Origin of the sequence: Citrobacter sp. Cpo037 (assembly GCF_030332945.1) — a bacterium.
GTDB lineage: Bacteria > Pseudomonadota > Gammaproteobacteria > Enterobacterales > Enterobacteriaceae > Citrobacter > Citrobacter portucalensis.
Genome location: NZ_JAOWGW010000072.1, coordinates 25,747 through 43,356 on the forward strand (window position 1 = coordinate 25,747; position 17,610 = coordinate 43,356).

Here is a 17,610-nt window from a genome sequence, read left to right on the forward strand (position 1 = left end):
CCTTACAGGTGAAAATCACCCTGATACAGTTTGATATCCAGTGTGGTGGTCATTTGCTGGTAGCGGATCAACACGCGGGTAAACAGCAATCCCACCAGCATTGCCAGAGAGCGGTAGCCCAACGGCAAGCTACGATAACCAAAACGCAGCGTTTGTGCGCGATGAATAGCCAGCGCCTCGTCTAACAGGATAAAAATAAACCGCCAGGTCAGCAGGATCTGCTCAGTTAGCAGGCGAGGAACATGCGCGCGTTTGAGTAAGATAATTAATTGCGGAAACGGCAGATTCAGCACCAGCCAGAAAGTTGCCGCCAGCGCGGCAAGGCTGCGCCAGAAGGTTTCATTGGCGGTTACCAGACCTGGTGCGCTGATCCCCAACCAGTAACTTCCCACAGGTATGCTGGCCAACAGCGTCTGTGGATCGCGGCTGATGCTAAACAAAATGGTCACCACGCCAACCGTGAGAAAACCAAACGGTAATGCCATCCAACGGCACCAGCGCCAGAAGGAAATACGCAGCAGCCAGCAGCTCAGCGCGGCAATAAGTAAAAGCTCAATACCCTGCCCCAATGGGGGCAGAGTAAACGCCAGAATCATCATCACCAGCCAGAGCAGAAATTTCCGCACCGGCGAGACATGAACCCAACGGCTTTGATAGCTAAGCCTGTCAAGCCCGGTCATCACGGCGTTGCCTACCCTTGGTGTAACCCAGGATATAGAAAATCACAGCTGCGCCCAGCGATCCCTGGAGTGTAAACAGCAGACTTTCAATTTCACCGCTTGCGGGTTCATACAACGGCTGGAACCAGGGCTCATAATGCGGGGCAATAGCCTGAATCTGGCTTTCCGCCTCACCATCTGAACCGCCGTATTCCCCACCGTGGTTGATAAAGAACGGCAGGATCACCAGCGCCACTACCATGCCCAATATAATCAGCGTCTTTTTCATCGTTAATGCCCTTGTGCGGTTATCAACTGGCGTTTGGTTAGCTGATCGTAAATCAGCACGGTAAGTAACCCTTCCGCAATCGCAATTGGGATCTGCGTCAGGCAGAAAATCCCCATGAACTTAATGATTGAGCCGGTAGCACCAGCAGAGGGATCCGGGAACGCAACGCCCAGCTGTACCGAGGTCACAAAATAGGTGACGAGATCCGCCAGCATCGCACACAGGAAGACGCAGACATCACGACGCAGCCCTGCGCGGCAGGCCATTTTCCACACCATGTAACCCACTACCGGGCCAATTACCGCCATCGACATGCCGTTCGCGCCGAGCGTCGTTAAACCACCGTGTGCCAGCAGCAGAGCCTGGAACAGCAGGACAATCGCCCCAAGGATGGCAACCACGCCCGGTCCAAACAGGATAACCGCCAGGCCTACACCGGTAGGATGTGAGCAGCTTCCTGTAACGGAAGGAATTTTCAGCGCCGACAGCACAAAAATAAAAGCGCCACACAGGGCCAGCAAAACCTTCTGGTGGTTATCCTCCTGCACAATTTGGCGCAGACGTACCAGCCCGTACCACAGGCAGGGTAAAAACAGCAGCCACCAGGCCAGCGCCCACATCGGCGGCAAGAAACCTTCCATAATGTGCATGGCGAACGCTTGTTCAGGAACAATCATCAGTAATAGCGCCGCAGCCAACCCGCTGAAAGACAGCTGTTTTAGCTGTTGTTCAAGCTTCATTGTGCATACTCCCACTGTTTATTGACCAGAATGGTCGAGAAATAAGGCAGCGGCTGATCGTCGCTCACCTCATCGAGATGACGCCAGCACTGTTCACCTGGCAGCGTGGCTTCAGACATCATTAATGCACAGTCCAACAAACCCTCTTGTTGTAGCAGCGCTTTAATACGCGCAAAACGACCGTACACTTTCATCAACACCAGACTGTCATGCTGTTTTAACGCTTGCTGGATTTCCGCTTCCGGTGCGGTACAGGAGACCACCGCCAGTGACTGCTGCTCCATAGCGAGCGGCGTTTTGGAACGCGCGGCAATCGCGGCGAAAGACGTGACGCCAGGAACGATTTCCAGCCAGTCAGGACAACCAATACGCTGAAGTAAAAAGACCCAGGTGCTGAACAGCATCGCATCGCCGAGAGTGATAAACCCCACCTGCTTACCGGCCTCGACTTCCTGAACCAGCGCGGCAGCAACTTCATCCCAGACGGCCTCTTTTTCAACGCTATCGGCACTCATAGGAAAATGACAGCAGCGGACTTCGGTCTGTTCACCGATATACTCACGTACAATCGACAATGCCAGACTGTCACCGCCTTTACGCCCGGCAGGCGCATAGAGAATATCCAGCGCGCCCAGCGTGCGTGCGGCACGCACGGTAATCAAGTCGGAAGCACCTGGCCCGGTGCTCAGTGCATACAGTTTTCCGCTCATGCTGCTTCCTCCAGCGCCACATTAAGCGCCTGCTGTAAATGTGCCACGAACATGGCGCGAACCGCCGGGTTCTCACCCAGACCACTAAGCCACGGCGTAGCCGGTATCCCTGCTGCATTGAACAACGTTTTCCAGGAATCATCTTCGTCGGAGGCCATATCGTTGATGGCATGGTCGCCAGCGACTAACATCAGCGGCATCAGATGCACCGCCGTCACCCCTTCCTGAGATAAACTTTCAATCAACACATCCACTTCCGGATAGCTTTCCACCGCCCCAACCCGCGCGGGAAAGCGCTGCGCCGTCATCATGTGGTCGAGACAGGCATAGGCGGCAAAAGCATGGTGGCTGGCACCGTGTCCCATAAAAACCACTTTTTCACTTTCGCCAAGCGCCGGCATCTGCTGTTGCAGCGCCAGCATCAACTGGGTGTAATCTTCATGGCTGCTCAGCAGCGGTACACCCAGCGTCAGGCGTGAAAACAGCGGACGCATACTTTGCACTTCGCGGACAATTTTTTCGTATTCGTCGCCATTGATAATGTGCAGTGACTGAATAGCCACATCCTGATACCCCTGCTCCGCCAGTTTTTGCAGCGCCTGCAGCGGCGTGTCGATTTCAATGCCGTCGCGCTGCTTGAGCTTGCGGATTATCATCCCGGAGGTAAACGCCCGGAACAGGTCGCGGTCAGGGCAGCTAGCTGCAAGATCGCGCTCACAGGCCACAATATTTTTCTCGCAGGTGTCGTGATAGCTGGTGCCAAAGCTGACCACCAGAAGCGCCTTTTTCATCTCAAACTCCTTAAGCAGTGGCCAGCCAGCGCGTTAAACGCACCCCAAAGGCGGCCTGACTTTCCAGTAACTCTTCTCCCGTCACCAATGGTGCCGGACGTGTAATCACGATGCAGGGGATTCCGGCATCCAGACAGGGCTGAACCTTTTCCTGATAACCACCTTCAGCGCCAGATGCTTTGGTGATCACCACATCAGCCTGGCACTGGCGATAAAACGCGGCGTTGAACTCGGCGCTGAACGGCCCGCACAGTGCGAAGATTTCACCGACACCAAATCCCAGATCCGCGCATTGCTGAATGACCTCAGGAACAGGCAGAACGCGCGCCAGCAGCGTTTTTTCAGGCAACCCTTCGCGCCAGATGGCCAGATCTTTACTGCCGGTCGTCAGCAGCACACGATCGCCGAAGCGTCGCGCCACCTCACAGGCTTGCGGAATGCTTTGTACGGTATACAGGTGCGGGTGAGTTAACCCACTCAACTGCTCAGGGCGCTGGTAGCGGCTTAGCAGTACGCCCGCCGCTTCGCAGGCGCTCATGATGTTGCGGCTCACCACCTCGGCGTACGGATGCGAGGCATCGATCACCCAGCGCGTCCGATTTTCCTGTAGCCAGGCAATCATTTGTTCTCGCTCCAGACGCCCGCAGCGCACCTGGCCTTTGATGTCTCCCGCCAGTTGTTTCCCTGTTGGGGTTGCAACTGACAGGGTGTAGGCCACGTTTGCCGCATCCAGTTGCTGGCACAGCATGCGCGCATCGCTCGTACCGCCCATGACCAGCACATCACCGTAATTCACAGCACATAACCTCGTGGCGTGATCATCAGGCCGTCCTGAACATAGGTTGTTTTGTTACCCACGATCACAAGGCTGGTCATATCAACCGGTTCGAAATCCATTTCACCGAGCGTGGTTAACCATTTTTCCTGCTTTTTACGTCCGGCAGACTTCACAATACCAACCGGCGTTTGCGCGCTTTTGCTGGCGGAAAGCAGCTCAAATGCGCGCGCCAGATGACCTTCGCGACCCCGACTGCGCGGGTTGTAGAAACAGATAACAAAGTCTGCCTCACCGGCGGCAACGATGCGTTTTTCAATAACCGGCCATGGCGTTAACAGATCGCTTAAGCTGATGTGGCAGAAGTCGTGCATCAGCGGCGCGCCCAGCAAAGAGGCCGCGGCAATACTAGCGGTCATGCCAGGTATTAGCCTGACCTCAACATCCAGCTTTTGCTTGCTGACCAGTTCGAGCACCAGCCCGGCCATACCGTAAATCCCCGCGTCACCGCTACTGATCAGCGCCACGTTATGACCCGCCTGTGCCAGTTCGATCGCCGCCTGGCAGCGTTCAATCTCTTTGCACATTCCGGTTTTGATCACCTGCTTGTCACCCGTGAACGCTTTTACCAGATGGGTGTAGGTTTTATAGCCAACGATGATTTCCGCTGCCTGCAGTGCTTCAACGGCTTCCATGGTCATCATTGCCTGCGAGCCAGGGCCAATTCCAATTACGCTTAACATCAGTGTGAAACTCCCAAAGTGATGGTGACGCCCTGTTCTCGCAGGGTCTCGCCTAACAGTTTTCCGTGGCTCAACAGCCAGGCTGCAGGACCGGAAACGCTTCCTGTACCTACCGTTTTGCGAACAAACGATGAGGCCGGAAAACGGTGCTCATGCTCACGCAGCGCGTCAGCGGTAAAGGTTTCGAAAGGAACGCGACAGCACGAAGCCAGTTGGATAAGTCCCTGTTCATCTTTTTTCAGCGTGATGCTGCCAATCGCTTTTAGCGCCAACGGATCGAGCTGTTGAGCTTCAAGTTGCCGGGCAAGCAGCGCAGCCAGCAGAGGGAACGGCGTATCACGGCGACAGCCAATTCCGGCCACAACCCGCTGTGGCACCAACTTCCAGTGCGGAACAGGCAGGTCAGGTAAATTGGTGCGTAAGGTGATGCACACCAACGCATCCAGTTCGGGGAGCTGGTTAAGATCGGTAACCGTAATAAATCCGCGCCGGTCGCAATGGCTGACATCCTGCGTCAGTTCGTCATCCCACCACAGACCAACCCGTTTATTGCTGACCAGCATCTGATTCACGATCTTCACCGCCGAACGGAAATCACTCATCCGGGCATTCAGTTGAAATGCCAGCGTATCCAGTGCCGCCATATCGTTCACATCCGTCGCGGTAGTGATAACCGGGTCAGCGCCCAACATGCCCGCCAGATAACGCGCCAACGCATTGGCACCGCCCGCGTGGCCGGAGAGCAGGCTGATGACATGCTGGGCACGTTCATCAATGACCACCACTGCCGGATCGCAGAATTTGTCATTGACCAGCGGGGCCAGTACGCGGACCGCAATGCCGGTCGCACCGATAAAAATCAGCGCCGAGTAATTCGTAAACGCTTCGCGGGCGGTATTCGCAAAACCGTTTTCAAAGGGAATAAACCCCTCCTCCAGCAGCTTTTCACTGGTAAAACAGGTAACCGGCAGCATGGCTGCCAGACGTTTCGCCAGCACAACGCCACCAGGAGTCAGGCAAAAAAGCGCAATTGACTCAGGCTTTACGGTATTCATGGCTAAAGTCCGCCGCATAGAGTTTGGAGTAGTGATACTCCGAGCCCAGGAAATTACCGACCAGAATAAGGGCCGTTTTACGGATGCCCGCATCGCGAACCTTGTCGCCAATATCCGCCAGGGTCCCGCGCACAGTCTGGCTTTCCGGCCAGGTCGCTTTATAGATCACCGCCACGGGCGTGGTCGCCGGATAGCCGCCTTCAATCAGACGCTCAGCCACCCGATGAATGCGCTGGACGGAAAGATAAATCGCCATAGATGTCTGGTGACTGGCAAAAGACTCCAACTGTTCACGTTCCGGTACCGGGGTGCGGCCTTCCAGGCGCGTAATGATCAGACTCTGTGAAACTTCAGGTACGGTGTACTCCACACCCAGCTCCGCCGCCGCGCCGAGGAACGCGCTGACGCCAGGCACCACCTGCCAGTCAATCCCGCGTTTGGTCAGCTCCTCACCCTGCTCGCGTACGGAACCGTACAACGAGACATCGCCGGTTTGCAGGCGCACAACGGTCTTGCCCGCTTTCACTCCAGCTTCCATCAGATCAAGGATCTGCTCCAGATGCAGTTCAGCGCTGTCGTGACATTCAGCACCGGCAGGGCAATACTCCAGCAGTTCAGTGTTAATCAGCGATCCGGCGTAGATAACAACCTGCGCCTGCTGCAGCAACCGGTAACCTTTGAGGGTAATCAGCTCGCGATCGCCAGGACCTGCGCCAACAAACCACACGCTACGGGGATCAAAAATCTCAGACATGGTTTCCTTCCTTCTGACAGGCGATAACAAATACGGGGTTATTCGGTTTGAAATAGTGACCACTGCCAAGCGTGGCAAGCGAGGAAACCTGTAACTGCAGGCAATCCACTCCCTGTACGCCAAGATGGTCCAGATGTGCCAGCGCGGTGTTGAGGTTTTCCTGGAGGATAAACGTCATCACCAAACGCCCTGCGGGATGCAATTGGCGCATCGACCAGTCAATCAGTTCGGTCAAATGGCCGCCGCTGCCGCCCATGAAGATGGCATCGGCTTTTTCCGTGATGGTCATGGGTGCAACACCGGGAAAAATATCGATATTTGCGCAGGCAAAATGCTGGCGGTTTTCATCCAGCAACCTAAGCGCCGCCGGGTTACGTTCGATGGCCGTTACACGTAATCCGGGATATTGCAACGCCGCCTCTATCGACACGCTGCCGGTTCCGGCACCAATATCAATCAGGTGACTGGCGCGGTGTAATTCAAGTTTTGAGAGGGCAAGTGCTCGTACCGCTTCTTTGGTCATCGGCACTTTCTCTCCACGCAGAAACAGCTCATCTTTCATCAAGGATCACCACTGCATTCATGTCATAGTCAGCGTTAACTTCACGCACAGGCAGGAAATGGATCTGTTCGTTTTCCATCGCCAGGTTTTCGCCAATCACCATCCAGCGATGCCCCTTGCCTCGGGCAATGAGCTGCTGTGCGATTTCACGCGGGCCACACAGCGCATCAGTCACCATCGCCACCTTGTTATGCCGCACCAGCTCGTCGAAACAGACGCTGCGGCCATGGCTACTGGTCAGCCACATATCGTTCATATCAATACCGGACTGCGCGCACAGGTACTGCACCGCGCTAATACCGGGAATTATCCGCACATTCTCAATGCCAAAATGCGCCACCATGCGCGTCCCGATGCCGTAAAACAGCGGGTCGCCAGACGCCAGTACCACAACATGCTTCTCCTGGTGCGCACTAATCCAGCTCAGGAGTTCCGGGATATTGGCGCCAAGAGCAAACTGTTCACCGGCAAAATCCGGGAATTGCTGCAAATGCCGCTTTCCACCGACCAGAACATCCGCCGTCGCGACCGCTTCACGCGCCGCAGGCGTCATCAAATGCAAACCAGCTGGCCCCATCCCTACAACGGTTAACATTGCATCTCCTCAGCAATCTCTGCGACCGGGCGATTACTGCCAAGCACCTGATTATCAAAAGAAAACATGATAGCGTCGCAGGTCGGGGGATTTTTGGTAAAGCGCAGCGTTTGCAGGACACGCATACAGATGCGCTTAGCCAGGTGGTTATAAATGTGCTGAAAACCGTATGCGTCGATGTGTTCCATCGCCGCCTCGGTGGTATCGCAGTCGCTGACCAGCGTCAGCAGTTCCAGCGGTGCGCCAAGTAGCGCGAGGTGGGCCACCAGCGTTTCCATGCGGGCATCGGCAATATGGCTATGAGTGTGGAAGATCCCCGCCGCGATTTTGACGAGCTTACCGGGGTGCCCCACCAGCACGATTTGCCGGAACCCCAGACGTACGGCTTCTTCAATCATGTAACCGACAAAGTTGCTCATGGTGACCACAACCTGGGTGTCGATACCCATCTGCTCGCGAACAAAACGCTCGCCGTGGTTTCCAGGCACCAGTACGACACGCTCCAGCCCAGCCGCCCGCTTAATTTCCAGCTCCAGCGACAGTGAACGCTTCCAGCTCTCTTCCGACATCGGCGTGACAATACCCGTGGTGCCAATAATCGAAATGCCGCCCAAAATGCCAAGGCGCGAGTTGTAGGTTTTTTGCGCTCGTTCTTCGCCTTCTGGCGCGAAGATTTCAATCTGCGCCCCACGATTTGGGCCAATCGCTTCGCGGACGGCGGATTCAATGGTCTGGCGAGGTGTACGGTTAATCGCCGAACTGCCCACCGGCAGGCCAATCCCTTTGCGGGTTACCGTACCGACCCCTTCACCGCCCTGTAAGGCAATCACGCCACTATCGTCTAACGTCACGCGGGCAAAAATCAGCATGCCGTGGGTGGCGTCCACATCATCTCCACCGTCTTTGCGGATGGCCGCTATTGCCTGCTGCCCTTCGATATGCGGTGACTCCACGCTCAGGCACAGCGTCACCCCGGAAGGCGTCACGATGGAAACCTGATGGATGAGGTGTTGGCGCAATACCATCAACGCGGCAACTTTTGCCGCAGCCGTGGCGCACGATCCCGTGGTATATCCTTTACGCAGCGCTTTACCGTTGTGCCACACCGGCGTATCGAAGGCCTCGCTCATCGCGCCCCCTGCATGTGATAAAGCATGGCGTTGACGATAGCGGCGGCGACATTGCTTCCCCCTTTGCGGCCTAACGCTGCAATGGCGGGCAAATTGCTTTGGGTCAGGGCATCTTTCGACTCTTCAGCACCAACGAACCCGACCGGTACACCCACCACACCGCTGACGGCAACATCATGCTCAAGCAGGCGGAACAGCGCAGTCGGCGCGTTGCCAAAGACAAACAGCTTTTCCCCCTCTTCCTTCACCGCAATGTCAACCGCCGCCATGGACCGGGTAATACCCTGCTCTTTTGCCGTACGCACAACCCGCGGGTCGCTGATGTAGCAGCGGCATTCACCGCCGAATTTTGCCAGCAGCGTTTTATTGATCCCGGAAAGCGCCATCGTGGTGTCGGTATAAATCACGCTCGAACGGCTAAGCGCAGCACAAAACTGCTCCAGTACATCACGGGAAAACCACAGAATGTCCAGCCAGTCAAAATCTGCCGTCGTGTGAATAACACGCTTGATAATGGCTTCATGTAACGGACTGGCAAACTGATAGTCCGGACGCGTTTCACGGATGATCTCGCCAATAATGTCGAAACTTTTGGCTTCAATCGCCTGGGGTTGCTGGATATATTGCATTATGTTGTCCTCAGGCTACACCGACCCACAGCCACCGCAGCGCAATAAACAGCGCCAGTGCCAGCGTCGATGCCACCCACATCAGTCGAATCGTATGGGAAATGTCGTCTACCGAAATGTCGCGTTGAGCATCACCGATCCACGGTTTCTCAACGCGCTCGCCAAAGTAGTCATTAGGACCACCCAGACGAATGCCTAATGCCCCGGCTACGGATGCCTCTGACCACGCACAGTTTGGGCTGCTGTGGTTGTAGCGATCGCGCCAGCCAATCTGTAAAGCTCGCGAGCCGTCTTTACGGCATAAAAATGCCGCCACGCCCAGCAACAGCCAGCTCAGTCTTGCAGGAATAAGGTTCGCAACATCGTCCAGACGCGCGCTGACCATACCAATAGCGCGGTATTTTTCATGTTTGTAGCCCACCATGGAGTCAAGGGTGTTTACCGCTTTGTAGGCCATCGCCAGGGGCGCACCGCCGAGGAGGAGAAAGAACAACGGCGCGATAATGCCGTCTACGGTGTTTTCAGCCACGGTTTCCACCACCGCGCGATTGATCTGCTGCGGTTGCAGTTGTGAGGTATCACGCCCCACAATCCATGACAATTTTTCCCGACTCTGAGCAAGGTCACCGGCCCGCAGCGGACGTTCGACATCCTGCGCGGCCTTTGCCAGGCAGCGCCCGGCCAGCACGGTAAAGATCATCCATACCTCTACCACCCAACCCAACCAGGGATGAACAGATTCTGCCAGTGCCAGCACGCCCCAGGACACAGCCCAGGTCAGACCAACCACCACAATCCACATCACCGCACCGCCAATGCGCAGCGCACGGTCGCTATGACAGTAACGCCGAACAATTCGCTGCACGGCAGAAATCAGATTGCCAATCCAGCGCACCGGATGCGGCCAGTTCTGCGGATCGCCGATGATAAAATCAAGCAGCCAGGCAACACACCACGCAAGGATTGTCATAGCGCACTCCTCGCGGCTGCCAGCCAATGGTTAAGCATCTGCGGACGTTGAGCAAAATGAACGTGTAGATAGCTGGCGAAGGTGTTTCCGACCTGCCAGCCGCCGGACCAGGCTTGCAGCGTTTTACCATCGCGCACTTTGCGACAGTTCATCACCGCTGGCGTTTCAGGAGTAAAATCAGAGTAGTGGAATTCATGTCCGCGCAGCACTTCACCTTCTGCAGCTAACAATGTTTGCTGCGCGGCCTGCGCTTCGCAGTAGCCAAATCGGGTCAGACGTTTCCCCATTTTGCTGTGGCCGGGAATGATATCCGCCATCAGCCAGGTATCGCCGTTGCTGTCCTCAAGCGAACTGCCGAGATACATCAGCCCCCCGCACTCTGCATAAATCGCGACGCCACGTTGATGTGCCTCTCGCAGTTGATTCAGCATCGAGACATTGCGAGCCAGCGCCGCAGCGTGTAGCTCAGGATATCCGCCACCTAACCAGATCATCTGACAGTCCGGCAAACAGGTGTCGTGCAACGGGCTAAAACGAACAATATTTAGCCCCGTACGTTCCAGCAGCGTAATGTTATCCGGGTAGTAGAAGTTGAAGGCTTCGTCATCGGCAATTGCAACCGTTAGCCCTGCTCCGGCGTCTGCGGCGGGCAGCGTTGGCCATTCGCCAGCAGGAAGATTGGTTGACTGGCTTAATGTCAGCAGCGCGTCAATATCAAGGGTTTGCTCCAGTGTCGCGGCAAAAGCCTGCCACGGTTGCTGATTGATAACCGACTCACGTGCGGTTACTAAACCCAGATGACGTTCGGGAAGGGCAACGCCCTCCATACGGGGTACGTAGCCCAAGACGGGTACATCGCAGTAACGTTCGATTGCGACTTTCAGTAACTGGTAATGCGTTTCGCTGTTAACCCGATTAACAATAACCCCGGCGATGTTCAGGGTGGGATCAAAATGCTGAAACCCCATTACCGTTGCGGCGATTGAAGTGGAAACGGCTTTACCATCAACCAGTAAGATGATCGGACAGCCTAACTGTTTAGCCATCGCGGCGGTGCTGCAGTAGTTTGGGTCGGTACCATAGCCGTCATACAGCCCCATCACACCTTCAATAACGGCAATATCCGCATGTTGCATCTGCTCGTTGAATAGAGCGTTCAGCGTGGGGACGGGAAGCATGAAGCTATCAAGATTACGGGAAGCGGTACCGCATACCGCTGTATGCCAGCCGGTATCAAGGTAATCAGGACCCACTTTGCATGGCTGGACGCGCAAACCGCGTTTTTTCAACAAGCTCAACAAGCCCAGCGTCACCGTGGTTTTACCACAGCCGCTTCCGGTACCTGCAAGAACAAATGCGTGAAAATTGGCCGCCATACCCTGATCCTGTTCAGGGTGGTAGGGGTGTAGAGATACCCAGTCTCTCGACTGTATGCATCTGAACCACCCACTTCCCACCGAAGTTGTTGGTAGTCACTGACAGGCAGGTCTTCTGGCTTAGCGTCATCCTCACCCGTCCTTCCCAATCTTGCGATCAGTGGTCCATACGGGGTCGTCAGCATCACAGCAGCGGGGGCTGCGGGGGATTCTCACCCCCTTCCCTACCACAAATGTGGCAAACCTGTCAGTTCAAGAGCCTGGTTAATTAAGCTCTCTGTTATGAGGTAAATTCACGACCTCATGACAATAATTCAATTTAATATCTTTCCGAGTTCATTCAGCTAATTTTCTGGCCTTAACCCACTTATTCACACGTTTACTTTTTGAATGAAAGTATCAGCTAAGAATAAAGAAAGTCATTCACACAGACACTGTATCTCATCACAAAAATAAAAACTGGTGCAGTTTATCCCTCTAATACCATTATTTTGTTGCGCTATGACAATTTATTGACTGCTGTTGTCACATTTCATTTTATAATGACTGACATAGCACCCGATATCAAAAATCGGCAATAGCAAAATATTGCTATTTAAGCGGATTCACCGCGTGAAATGACATTTATTTGCTGGCGAAATGCCTGCGGCGTAACCTGATAGGTCTGGCGGAAAACTTTGCAAAAATAACTTGTTTGCGAAAAGCCTAAATTACGCGCAATGCTGGCTATGCTCCAGTCACTGTGACAAAGCAGCTCTTTGGCACTGGCCATTCTTTGCTGGTTTACCCATGCGTTAAAACCAATACCCTGATATTTTTTGAACAATTTGCTGAAATAGTACGGGCTAAGGAAAACATGAGAGGCAACATCTTCCAGACGCAGATCGTCTGATAAATGTGCATCAATATAGCGCAGGGCTTTTTTCATTTTACTGTCATGAGGGTTGGTACTACGGTTAGCGCGTACCGGCTCTGACTGCTGCGGGTTATCTTTGATAACAACAAAATTAAGTTGTTTCTTAAGGCAATTTTCGACGATGAGCTTGAGTAAATCCGCTGAAGCAATGACTCGAGAATAGTCCATTTCAGGTACATTACGGAACTCGTTTACCAGTTCGGGATCGGCTTGCCAGCGGTCATCGACGTTCAGAATATCAACAAGGCCTACATCATTACTTAAGCGTACTTGTCCACAAAGCACGAACCCTACCAGGTGTCCCGCGATGACCAGCGGAATTGAGAAATCGGTAAGCCCAGCATGGCAGCGATAAATGCAGGGTTGATCGGACTTAGAGGCTTCCAACCCTCCACAGCGGTCGCTCATACGACAACGCGTACTATGCTGAGGATGCTGGCGCATCAACTGGCAAAAAGGAGTGAAATTAAAAAGCTCAGAAATTTCATCACCGTGAATATTGACAACCACAACAGCCAGACTGGTGGCCTGTGCAAAATCCTGTGCGATTTTATTAATGAGTTCTGAGTTCAGGGCACTCGCAGAAATCATGATAAAACCTCTCAGTTAATTTATTGTTATAAATAAAACATATTATTCACACATTCTTTTTCATCTCACGATCCAGCGCTCTGATGAAAGTCAGCATCGAACATAACAAAAGTCTCCCACTCTTGGGAGACTTTTTAAGCCGTTCAGGAAACCGGATCACGAAAACAGTTTTTACCTTTCAATAATAAACATCTTTCGTGAAGCTAGCTCTCGTTTTCCTCCAACTTACACGAATTACACGGTAAATTTTTGCCAATAAAATAACGATAAATTGCTGCGCCCGCACAGGCGCCGATGATGGGTGCCGCAATCGGCACGATGAAATAAGGGATATCACGCCCGCCTGTCATCGCAACATCACCCCACCCGGCCATCCAGGCAAACAATTTAGGACCAAAATCACGTGCCGGGTTCATCGCAAAGCCGGTAAGTGGACCGGTTGATGCGCCGATAACAGCAACCAGAATACCAATCAGCAGTGGTGCTAACGGGCCTTTGGGAACACCGTTACCGTCGTCCGTTAGCGCCATAATCATCCCCATCAGAATGGAGGTAATCACCACTTCGACCAGTGCGGCCTGCCAGACACTCAGTGCGGCGGCAGGATACGTGCTAAAAATGCTGGCAAGTTGCAGGCTTTCCAGACTGCCGCGTACCATTTGGTGGGCTGATTCATACTCAATAAATAAGCTGCCGTACAACAAATAGGCCAGCATAGCGCCACCAAAGGCACCCGCTATCTGAGCGACAGAATAAGGCAGTACTTTACGCCCCGGAAAACAGGCAAACAACCAAAGTGCGATGGTAATCGCGGGGTTGAGATGGGCCCCAGAAATCCCGGCTGTCAGGTAAACTGCAAGCGAGATCCCCAAGCCCCATATGATACAGATCTCCCACAATCCCAAACTGGCACCCGCGACCTTCAGGGCGCTCAGGCACCCAATACCAAAAAACAAAAATAGTCCGGTACCCAAAAACTCAGCAATACATTGCGCTCTTAGTGAATCGTTCATTGTGACACCTTCTAAGCAGAGTTCGTGTCTTTACCAGCGGACTCCTTGCTGGCAGGAAGATTACTTCAAGGCTTACTATAAAAATCTGTATCGGCAAATTGTTGGCAATCTGCAAGCGACATGCCCTTAAAAATCGTGTTGTGATAGCAAATTCTTGCCATCACCTTTAATAAAGCAGGCGGTAAAACGAGGATTTACCCTATTAAAAGTACATTTTCAAAATAATAAAATATTGCGAACAGCAGAATTCCATTTTCAAACGATCATCACAATTTCATTTTTCTCGCATAGCAAATGATATTTAAACTGTCACTCGGAAAAGTGTAAATATGGAATTAACATAACCAAATAGTCACATTGTTAAAACCAAAAATAACCAATAAAAACAAATTGTTATAATTATGCATAGCAATTTTATATCACCATAACCCCACTATTTTTTCACTCTTACTTTCAACTCAGCCATTCTTTTTCCTCGCTTCTTTTTATAGTCATGAAAATCGGGACAACCCAGGCGAGGTCTTTATGCAACAAGAAGCGTTAGGAATGGTAGAAACCAAAGGCTTAACTGCAGCCATAGAGGCCGCAGATGCAATGGTGAAGTCAGCCAATGTAATGCTGGTCGGCTACGAAAAAATTGGTTCGGGGCTGGTAACAGTCATTGTTCGTGGCGATGTCGGCGCAGTCAAAGCAGCAACAGATGCAGGTGCCGCCGCAGCCCGTAATGTGGGAGAAGTGAAAGCCGTACACGTCATCCCACGCCCGCATACCGATGTAGAAAAAATCTTACCGAAGGGAATTAGCTAATGAGCAGCAATGAGCTGGTTGAACAGATCATGGCGCAGGTGATTGCTCGCGTGGCAACGCCGGAACAGCAGGCTATCCCTGAAAATAATCCTCCAACACGAGAAACGGCTATGGCAGAGAAAAGCTGCAGTTTAACGGAGTTTGTCGGTACCGCGATTGGCGACACCGTCGGTCTGGTAATCGCCAACGTAGACAGCGCCCTACTGGACGCAATGAAACTTGAAAAACGGTATCGCTCCATTGGCATCCTTGGCGCCCGTACTGGCGCAGGCCCGCACATCATGGCCGCCGATGAAGCGGTAAAAGCCACCAATACTGAAGTCGTCAGTATTGAGTTACCACGTGATACCAAAGGCGGCGCAGGTCATGGCTCGCTGATTATTCTTGGCGGCAACGATGTTTCCGACGTGAAACGCGGCATTGAAGTCGCACTGAAAGAACTGGATCGCACCTTTGGCGATGTTTATGCCAATGAAGCGGGTCACATCGAAATGCAGTACACCGCACGCGCCAGCTACGCACTTGAAAAAGCCTTTGGCGCACCGATTGGCCGTGCCTGTGGCGTTATCGTCGGCGCGCCGGCATCCGTTGGTGTCCTGATGGCCGATACGGCCCTGAAATCAGCCAACGTGGAAGTTGTGGCCTACAGCTCCCCTGCCCATGGCACCAGCTTCAGTAACGAAGCCATTCTGGTTATTTCGGGTGACTCTGGCGCTGTTCGTCAGGCCGTTATCTCCGCCCGTGAAATCGGTAAAACCGTACTCGGGACCCTCGGCTCAGAGCCGAAAAACGATCGTCCGTCCTACATCTGATATCAGTGAGGCTGATTCATGAGATCGAAAAGATTTGAAGCACTGGCGAAGCGCCCTGTGAATCAGGATGGTTTCGTTAAGGAGTGGATCGAAGAAGGCTTCATTGCGATGGAAAGCCCGAACGACCCCAAACCGTCGATTAAAATCGTCAACGGTACAGTCACTGAACTGGACGGTAAATCCGCCAGTGAATTTGACTTAATCGACCATTTCATTGCCCGCTACGGCATTAACCTGGCGCGCGCTGAAGAAGTCATGGCGATGGATTCGGTCAAACTGGCCAATATGCTTTGCGACCCTAACGTGAAGCGCAAAGACATAGTGCCGCTGACCACCGCAATGACGCCGGCAAAAATTGTCGAAGTGGTGTCCCATATGAACGTCGTTGAGATGATGATGGCGATGCAAAAAATGCGTGCTCGTCGTACACCCTCTCAACAAGCGCACGTCACTAACGTCAAAGATAACCCGGTGCAGATTGCCGCTGATGCCGCTGAAGGCGCATGGCGCGGGTTTGACGAACAGGAAACAACCGTTGCCGTTGCACGCTATGCGCCATTTAACGCCATTGCGCTGTTAGTCGGCTCGCAGGTTGGACGCCCTGGCGTATTAACCCAGTGCTCGCTGGAAGAAGCTACCGAACTTAAACTCGGCATGCTAGGCCACACCTGCTACGCGGAAACCATCTCCGTCTATGGTACTGAACCCGTCTTTACCGACGGCGATGACACGCCATGGTCGAAAGGCTTCCTCGCCTCGTCCTATGCATCCCGTGGTCTGAAAATGCGCTTTACCTCCGGTTCTGGCTCAGAAGTTCAGATGGGTTACGCCGAAGGCAAATCAATGCTTTATCTGGAAGCCCGCTGCATTTACATCACCAAAGCTGCGGGCGTACAGGGCCTGCAAAACGGTTCAGTAAGCTGCATCGGTGTCCCTTCCGCCGTGCCGTCAGGCATTCGTGCAGTGTTGGCTGAAAACCTGATTTGTTCCTCTCTGGATCTGGAATGCGCCTCCAGCAACGACCAAACCTTTACCCACTCGGATATGCGTCGTACTGCGCGTCTGCTGATGCAGTTCCTGCCGGGTACTGACTTCATTTCTTCTGGTTATTCCGCGGTGCCGAACTACGACAACATGTTTGCAGGTTCGAACGAGGATGCTGAAGATTTTGACGACTACAACGTTCTTCAGCGCGACCTGAAAGTAGACGGTGGTCTGCGTCCGGTTCGTGAAGAAGATGTTATCGCCATTCGTAACAAAGCGGCACGTGCGCTGCAGGCCGTCTTTGCCGGGATGGGATTACCACCAATCACTGATGAAGAAGTGGAAGCTGCGACCTACGCCCACGGTTCGAAAGATATGCCGGAACGTAACATCGTTGAAGACATCAAGTTTGCACAAGAGATCATCAATAAGAACCGTAACGGTCTGGAAGTGGTGAAAGCCCTTGCTCAGGGCGGATTTACCGATGTCGCTCAGGACATGCTCAACATCCAGAAAGCCAAGTTAACCGGGGATTACCTGCATACCTCCGCCATTATCGTTGGCGACGGACAGGTGCTATCCGCTGTCAATGATGTTAACGACTATGCCGGTCCGGCAACAGGTTATCGCCTGCAGGGCGAACGCTGGGAAGAGATCAAAAACATCCCTGGCGCACTTGATCCCAACGAGCTTGGCTAAGGGGTGAAAA

At 53.3% G+C, this 17,610-nt stretch carries 20 protein-coding genes and 1 riboswitch; of the genes, 3 read left to right on the forward strand and 17 right to left on the reverse strand.

The window, feature by feature from the left end; genetic code table 11:
- Window positions 1–2 precede the first annotated feature (2 nt).
- The 17 genes from OGX94_RS17790 to pduF form a co-directional block, all read right to left on the reverse strand.
- Window positions 3–680: an energy-coupling factor ABC transporter transmembrane protein gene (locus OGX94_RS17790; RefSeq protein WP_003834087.1), complete on the reverse strand. Its 678-nt coding sequence runs from the start codon at window positions 678–680 to the stop codon at window positions 3–5.
- Window positions 667–948, reverse strand: a complete 282-nt coding sequence (locus OGX94_RS17795; RefSeq protein WP_003030289.1) for an energy-coupling factor ABC transporter substrate-binding protein — start codon at window positions 946–948, stop codon at window positions 667–669. Before OGX94_RS17795 ends, OGX94_RS17790 begins: the two co-directional genes overlap by 14 nt.
- A 2-nt stretch (window positions 949–950) precedes the next feature.
- The gene (cbiM, locus tag OGX94_RS17800; protein WP_003834098.1) at window positions 951–1,688 is read right to left on the reverse strand and encodes a cobalt ECF transporter S component CbiM; all 738 of its coding nucleotides are present in this window, start codon (window positions 1,686–1,688) and stop codon (window positions 951–953) included.
- Complete coding sequence (locus OGX94_RS17805; RefSeq protein WP_063940443.1) at window positions 1,685–2,398, reverse strand: cobalt-factor II C(20)-methyltransferase; 714 nt, start codon at window positions 2,396–2,398, stop codon at window positions 1,685–1,687. The genes cbiM and OGX94_RS17805 overlap by 4 nt, the downstream gene beginning before the upstream one ends.
- Window positions 2,395–3,189, reverse strand: a complete 795-nt coding sequence (gene cbiK, locus OGX94_RS17810) for a sirohydrochlorin cobaltochelatase (protein WP_003834103.1) — start codon at window positions 3,187–3,189, stop codon at window positions 2,395–2,397. Before cbiK ends, OGX94_RS17805 begins: the two co-directional genes overlap by 4 nt.
- Window positions 3,190–3,199: 10 nt before the next feature.
- Complete coding sequence (locus OGX94_RS17815) at window positions 3,200–3,985, reverse strand: cobalt-precorrin-6A reductase (protein ID WP_003834104.1); 786 nt, start codon at window positions 3,983–3,985, stop codon at window positions 3,200–3,202.
- Window positions 3,982–4,707 (reverse strand): precorrin-3B C(17)-methyltransferase, encoded by a 726-nt coding sequence (locus OGX94_RS17820; protein ID WP_003030278.1) that lies wholly within the window; start codon window positions 4,705–4,707, stop codon window positions 3,982–3,984. Before OGX94_RS17820 ends, OGX94_RS17815 begins: the two co-directional genes overlap by 4 nt.
- Window positions 4,707–5,762, reverse strand: coding sequence for a cobalt-precorrin 5A hydrolase (gene cbiG / locus OGX94_RS17825; protein ID WP_003834107.1), 1,056 nt, complete (start codon window positions 5,760–5,762; stop codon window positions 4,707–4,709). The genes OGX94_RS17820 and cbiG overlap by 1 nt, the downstream gene beginning before the upstream one ends.
- Entirely contained in the window at window positions 5,743–6,516 is a 774-nt protein-coding gene (locus tag OGX94_RS17830; protein ID WP_003030275.1) for a cobalt-precorrin-4 methyltransferase, read from the reverse strand. Before OGX94_RS17830 ends, cbiG begins: the two co-directional genes overlap by 20 nt.
- Window positions 6,509–7,078, reverse strand: coding sequence for a decarboxylating cobalt-precorrin-6B (C(15))-methyltransferase (locus OGX94_RS17835; protein ID WP_003834109.1), 570 nt, complete (start codon window positions 7,076–7,078; stop codon window positions 6,509–6,511). Before OGX94_RS17835 ends, OGX94_RS17830 begins: the two co-directional genes overlap by 8 nt.
- Window positions 7,068–7,673, reverse strand: a complete 606-nt coding sequence (locus OGX94_RS17840) for a cobalt-precorrin-7 (C(5))-methyltransferase (RefSeq protein ID WP_257661863.1) — start codon at window positions 7,671–7,673, stop codon at window positions 7,068–7,070. Before OGX94_RS17840 ends, OGX94_RS17835 begins: the two co-directional genes overlap by 11 nt.
- Window positions 7,667–8,803, reverse strand: a complete 1,137-nt coding sequence (gene cbiD, locus OGX94_RS17845; protein WP_003834113.1) for a cobalt-precorrin-5B (C(1))-methyltransferase CbiD — start codon at window positions 8,801–8,803, stop codon at window positions 7,667–7,669. The genes OGX94_RS17840 and cbiD overlap by 7 nt, the downstream gene beginning before the upstream one ends.
- Window positions 8,800–9,432 carry a cobalt-precorrin-8 methylmutase gene (locus OGX94_RS17850; protein WP_003834115.1) on the reverse strand — a complete coding sequence of 211 codons (633 nt, stop codon included), beginning with the start codon at window positions 9,430–9,432 and terminating at the stop codon, window positions 8,800–8,802. The genes cbiD and OGX94_RS17850 overlap by 4 nt, the downstream gene beginning before the upstream one ends.
- Window positions 9,433–9,442: 10 nt before the next feature.
- Window positions 9,443–10,402: an adenosylcobinamide-phosphate synthase CbiB gene (gene cbiB / locus OGX94_RS17855; RefSeq protein WP_257661862.1), complete on the reverse strand. Its 960-nt coding sequence runs from the start codon at window positions 10,400–10,402 to the stop codon at window positions 9,443–9,445.
- Window positions 10,399–11,778 (reverse strand): cobyrinic acid a,c-diamide synthase CobB, encoded by a 1,380-nt coding sequence (locus OGX94_RS17860; protein ID WP_003834119.1) that lies wholly within the window; start codon window positions 11,776–11,778, stop codon window positions 10,399–10,401. Before OGX94_RS17860 ends, cbiB begins: the two co-directional genes overlap by 4 nt.
- Window positions 11,779–11,866: 88 nt before the next feature.
- A riboswitch (cobalamin riboswitch) is annotated at window positions 11,867–12,041 on the reverse strand.
- A gap of 332 nt (window positions 12,042–12,373) precedes the next feature.
- Window positions 12,374–13,285 carry a transcriptional regulator PocR gene (gene pocR, locus OGX94_RS17865; protein WP_003834122.1) on the reverse strand — a complete coding sequence of 304 codons (912 nt, stop codon included), beginning with the start codon at window positions 13,283–13,285 and terminating at the stop codon, window positions 12,374–12,376.
- A gap of 203 nt (window positions 13,286–13,488) precedes the next feature.
- The gene (pduF, locus tag OGX94_RS17870; RefSeq protein ID WP_063940449.1) at window positions 13,489–14,298 is read right to left on the reverse strand and encodes a propanediol diffusion facilitator PduF; all 810 of its coding nucleotides are present in this window, start codon (window positions 14,296–14,298) and stop codon (window positions 13,489–13,491) included.
- Between the two features lie 525 nt (window positions 14,299–14,823).
- Between pduF and pduA the strand changes: the two genes are divergently transcribed.
- From pduA to pduC, 3 genes are read left to right on the forward strand one after another with little or no spacing between them, the layout of a single operon-like run.
- Window positions 14,824–15,105: a propanediol utilization microcompartment protein PduA gene (gene pduA, locus OGX94_RS17875; protein ID WP_003030255.1), complete on the forward strand. Its 282-nt coding sequence runs from the start codon at window positions 14,824–14,826 to the stop codon at window positions 15,103–15,105.
- Window positions 15,105–15,917: a propanediol utilization microcompartment protein PduB gene (gene pduB / locus OGX94_RS17880; protein ID WP_003834129.1), complete on the forward strand. Its 813-nt coding sequence runs from the start codon at window positions 15,105–15,107 to the stop codon at window positions 15,915–15,917. Before pduA ends, pduB begins: the two co-directional genes overlap by 1 nt.
- A gap of 18 nt (window positions 15,918–15,935) precedes the next feature.
- Window positions 15,936–17,600 (forward strand): propanediol dehydratase large subunit PduC, encoded by a 1,665-nt coding sequence (pduC, locus tag OGX94_RS17885; protein ID WP_003030249.1) that lies wholly within the window; start codon window positions 15,936–15,938, stop codon window positions 17,598–17,600.
- Window positions 17,601–17,610 lie beyond the last annotated feature (10 nt).

Excerpts from the sequence above, each read along its gene's own strand:
- OGX94_RS17790 (WP_003834087.1), bottom strand. The coding sequence starts at position 680 with ATGACCGGGCTTGACAGGCTTAGCTATCAAAGCCGTTGGGTTCATGTC.
- OGX94_RS17795 (WP_003030289.1), bottom strand. The coding sequence starts at position 948 with ATGAAAAAGACGCTGATTATATTGGGCATGGTAGTGGCGCTGGTGATC.
- cbiM (WP_003834098.1), bottom strand. The coding sequence starts at position 1,688 with ATGAAGCTTGAACAACAGCTAAAACAGCTGTCTTTCAGCGGGTTGGCT.
- OGX94_RS17805 (WP_063940443.1), bottom strand. The coding sequence starts at position 2,398 with ATGAGCGGAAAACTGTATGCACTGAGCACCGGGCCAGGTGCTTCCGAC.
- cbiK (WP_003834103.1), bottom strand. The coding sequence starts at position 3,189 with ATGAAAAAGGCGCTTCTGGTGGTCAGCTTTGGCACCAGCTATCACGAC.
- OGX94_RS17820 (WP_003030278.1), bottom strand. The coding sequence starts at position 4,707 with ATGTTAAGCGTAATTGGAATTGGCCCTGGCTCGCAGGCAATGATGACC.
- cbiG (WP_003834107.1), bottom strand. The coding sequence starts at position 5,762 with ATGAATACCGTAAAGCCTGAGTCAATTGCGCTTTTTTGCCTGACTCCT.
- OGX94_RS17830 (WP_003030275.1), bottom strand. The coding sequence starts at position 6,516 with ATGTCTGAGATTTTTGATCCCCGTAGCGTGTGGTTTGTTGGCGCAGGT.
- OGX94_RS17835 (WP_003834109.1), bottom strand. The coding sequence starts at position 7,078 with ATGAAAGATGAGCTGTTTCTGCGTGGAGAGAAAGTGCCGATGACCAAA.
- OGX94_RS17840 (WP_257661863.1), bottom strand. The coding sequence starts at position 7,673 with ATGTTAACCGTTGTAGGGATGGGGCCAGCTGGTTTGCATTTGATGACG.
- cbiD (WP_003834113.1), bottom strand. The coding sequence starts at position 8,803 with ATGAGCGAGGCCTTCGATACGCCGGTGTGGCACAACGGTAAAGCGCTG.
- OGX94_RS17850 (WP_003834115.1), bottom strand. The coding sequence starts at position 9,432 with ATGCAATATATCCAGCAACCCCAGGCGATTGAAGCCAAAAGTTTCGAC.
- cbiB (WP_257661862.1), bottom strand. The coding sequence starts at position 10,402 with ATGACAATCCTTGCGTGGTGTGTTGCCTGGCTGCTTGATTTTATCATC.
- OGX94_RS17860 (WP_003834119.1), bottom strand. The coding sequence starts at position 11,778 with ATGGCGGCCAATTTTCACGCATTTGTTCTTGCAGGTACCGGAAGCGGC.
- pocR (WP_003834122.1), bottom strand. The coding sequence starts at position 13,285 with ATGATTTCTGCGAGTGCCCTGAACTCAGAACTCATTAATAAAATCGCA.
- pduF (WP_063940449.1), bottom strand. The coding sequence starts at position 14,298 with ATGAACGATTCACTAAGAGCGCAATGTATTGCTGAGTTTTTGGGTACC.
- pduA (WP_003030255.1), top strand. The coding sequence starts at position 14,824 with ATGCAACAAGAAGCGTTAGGAATGGTAGAAACCAAAGGCTTAACTGCA.
- pduB (WP_003834129.1), top strand. The coding sequence starts at position 15,105 with ATGAGCAGCAATGAGCTGGTTGAACAGATCATGGCGCAGGTGATTGCT.
- pduC (WP_003030249.1), top strand. The coding sequence starts at position 15,936 with ATGAGATCGAAAAGATTTGAAGCACTGGCGAAGCGCCCTGTGAATCAG.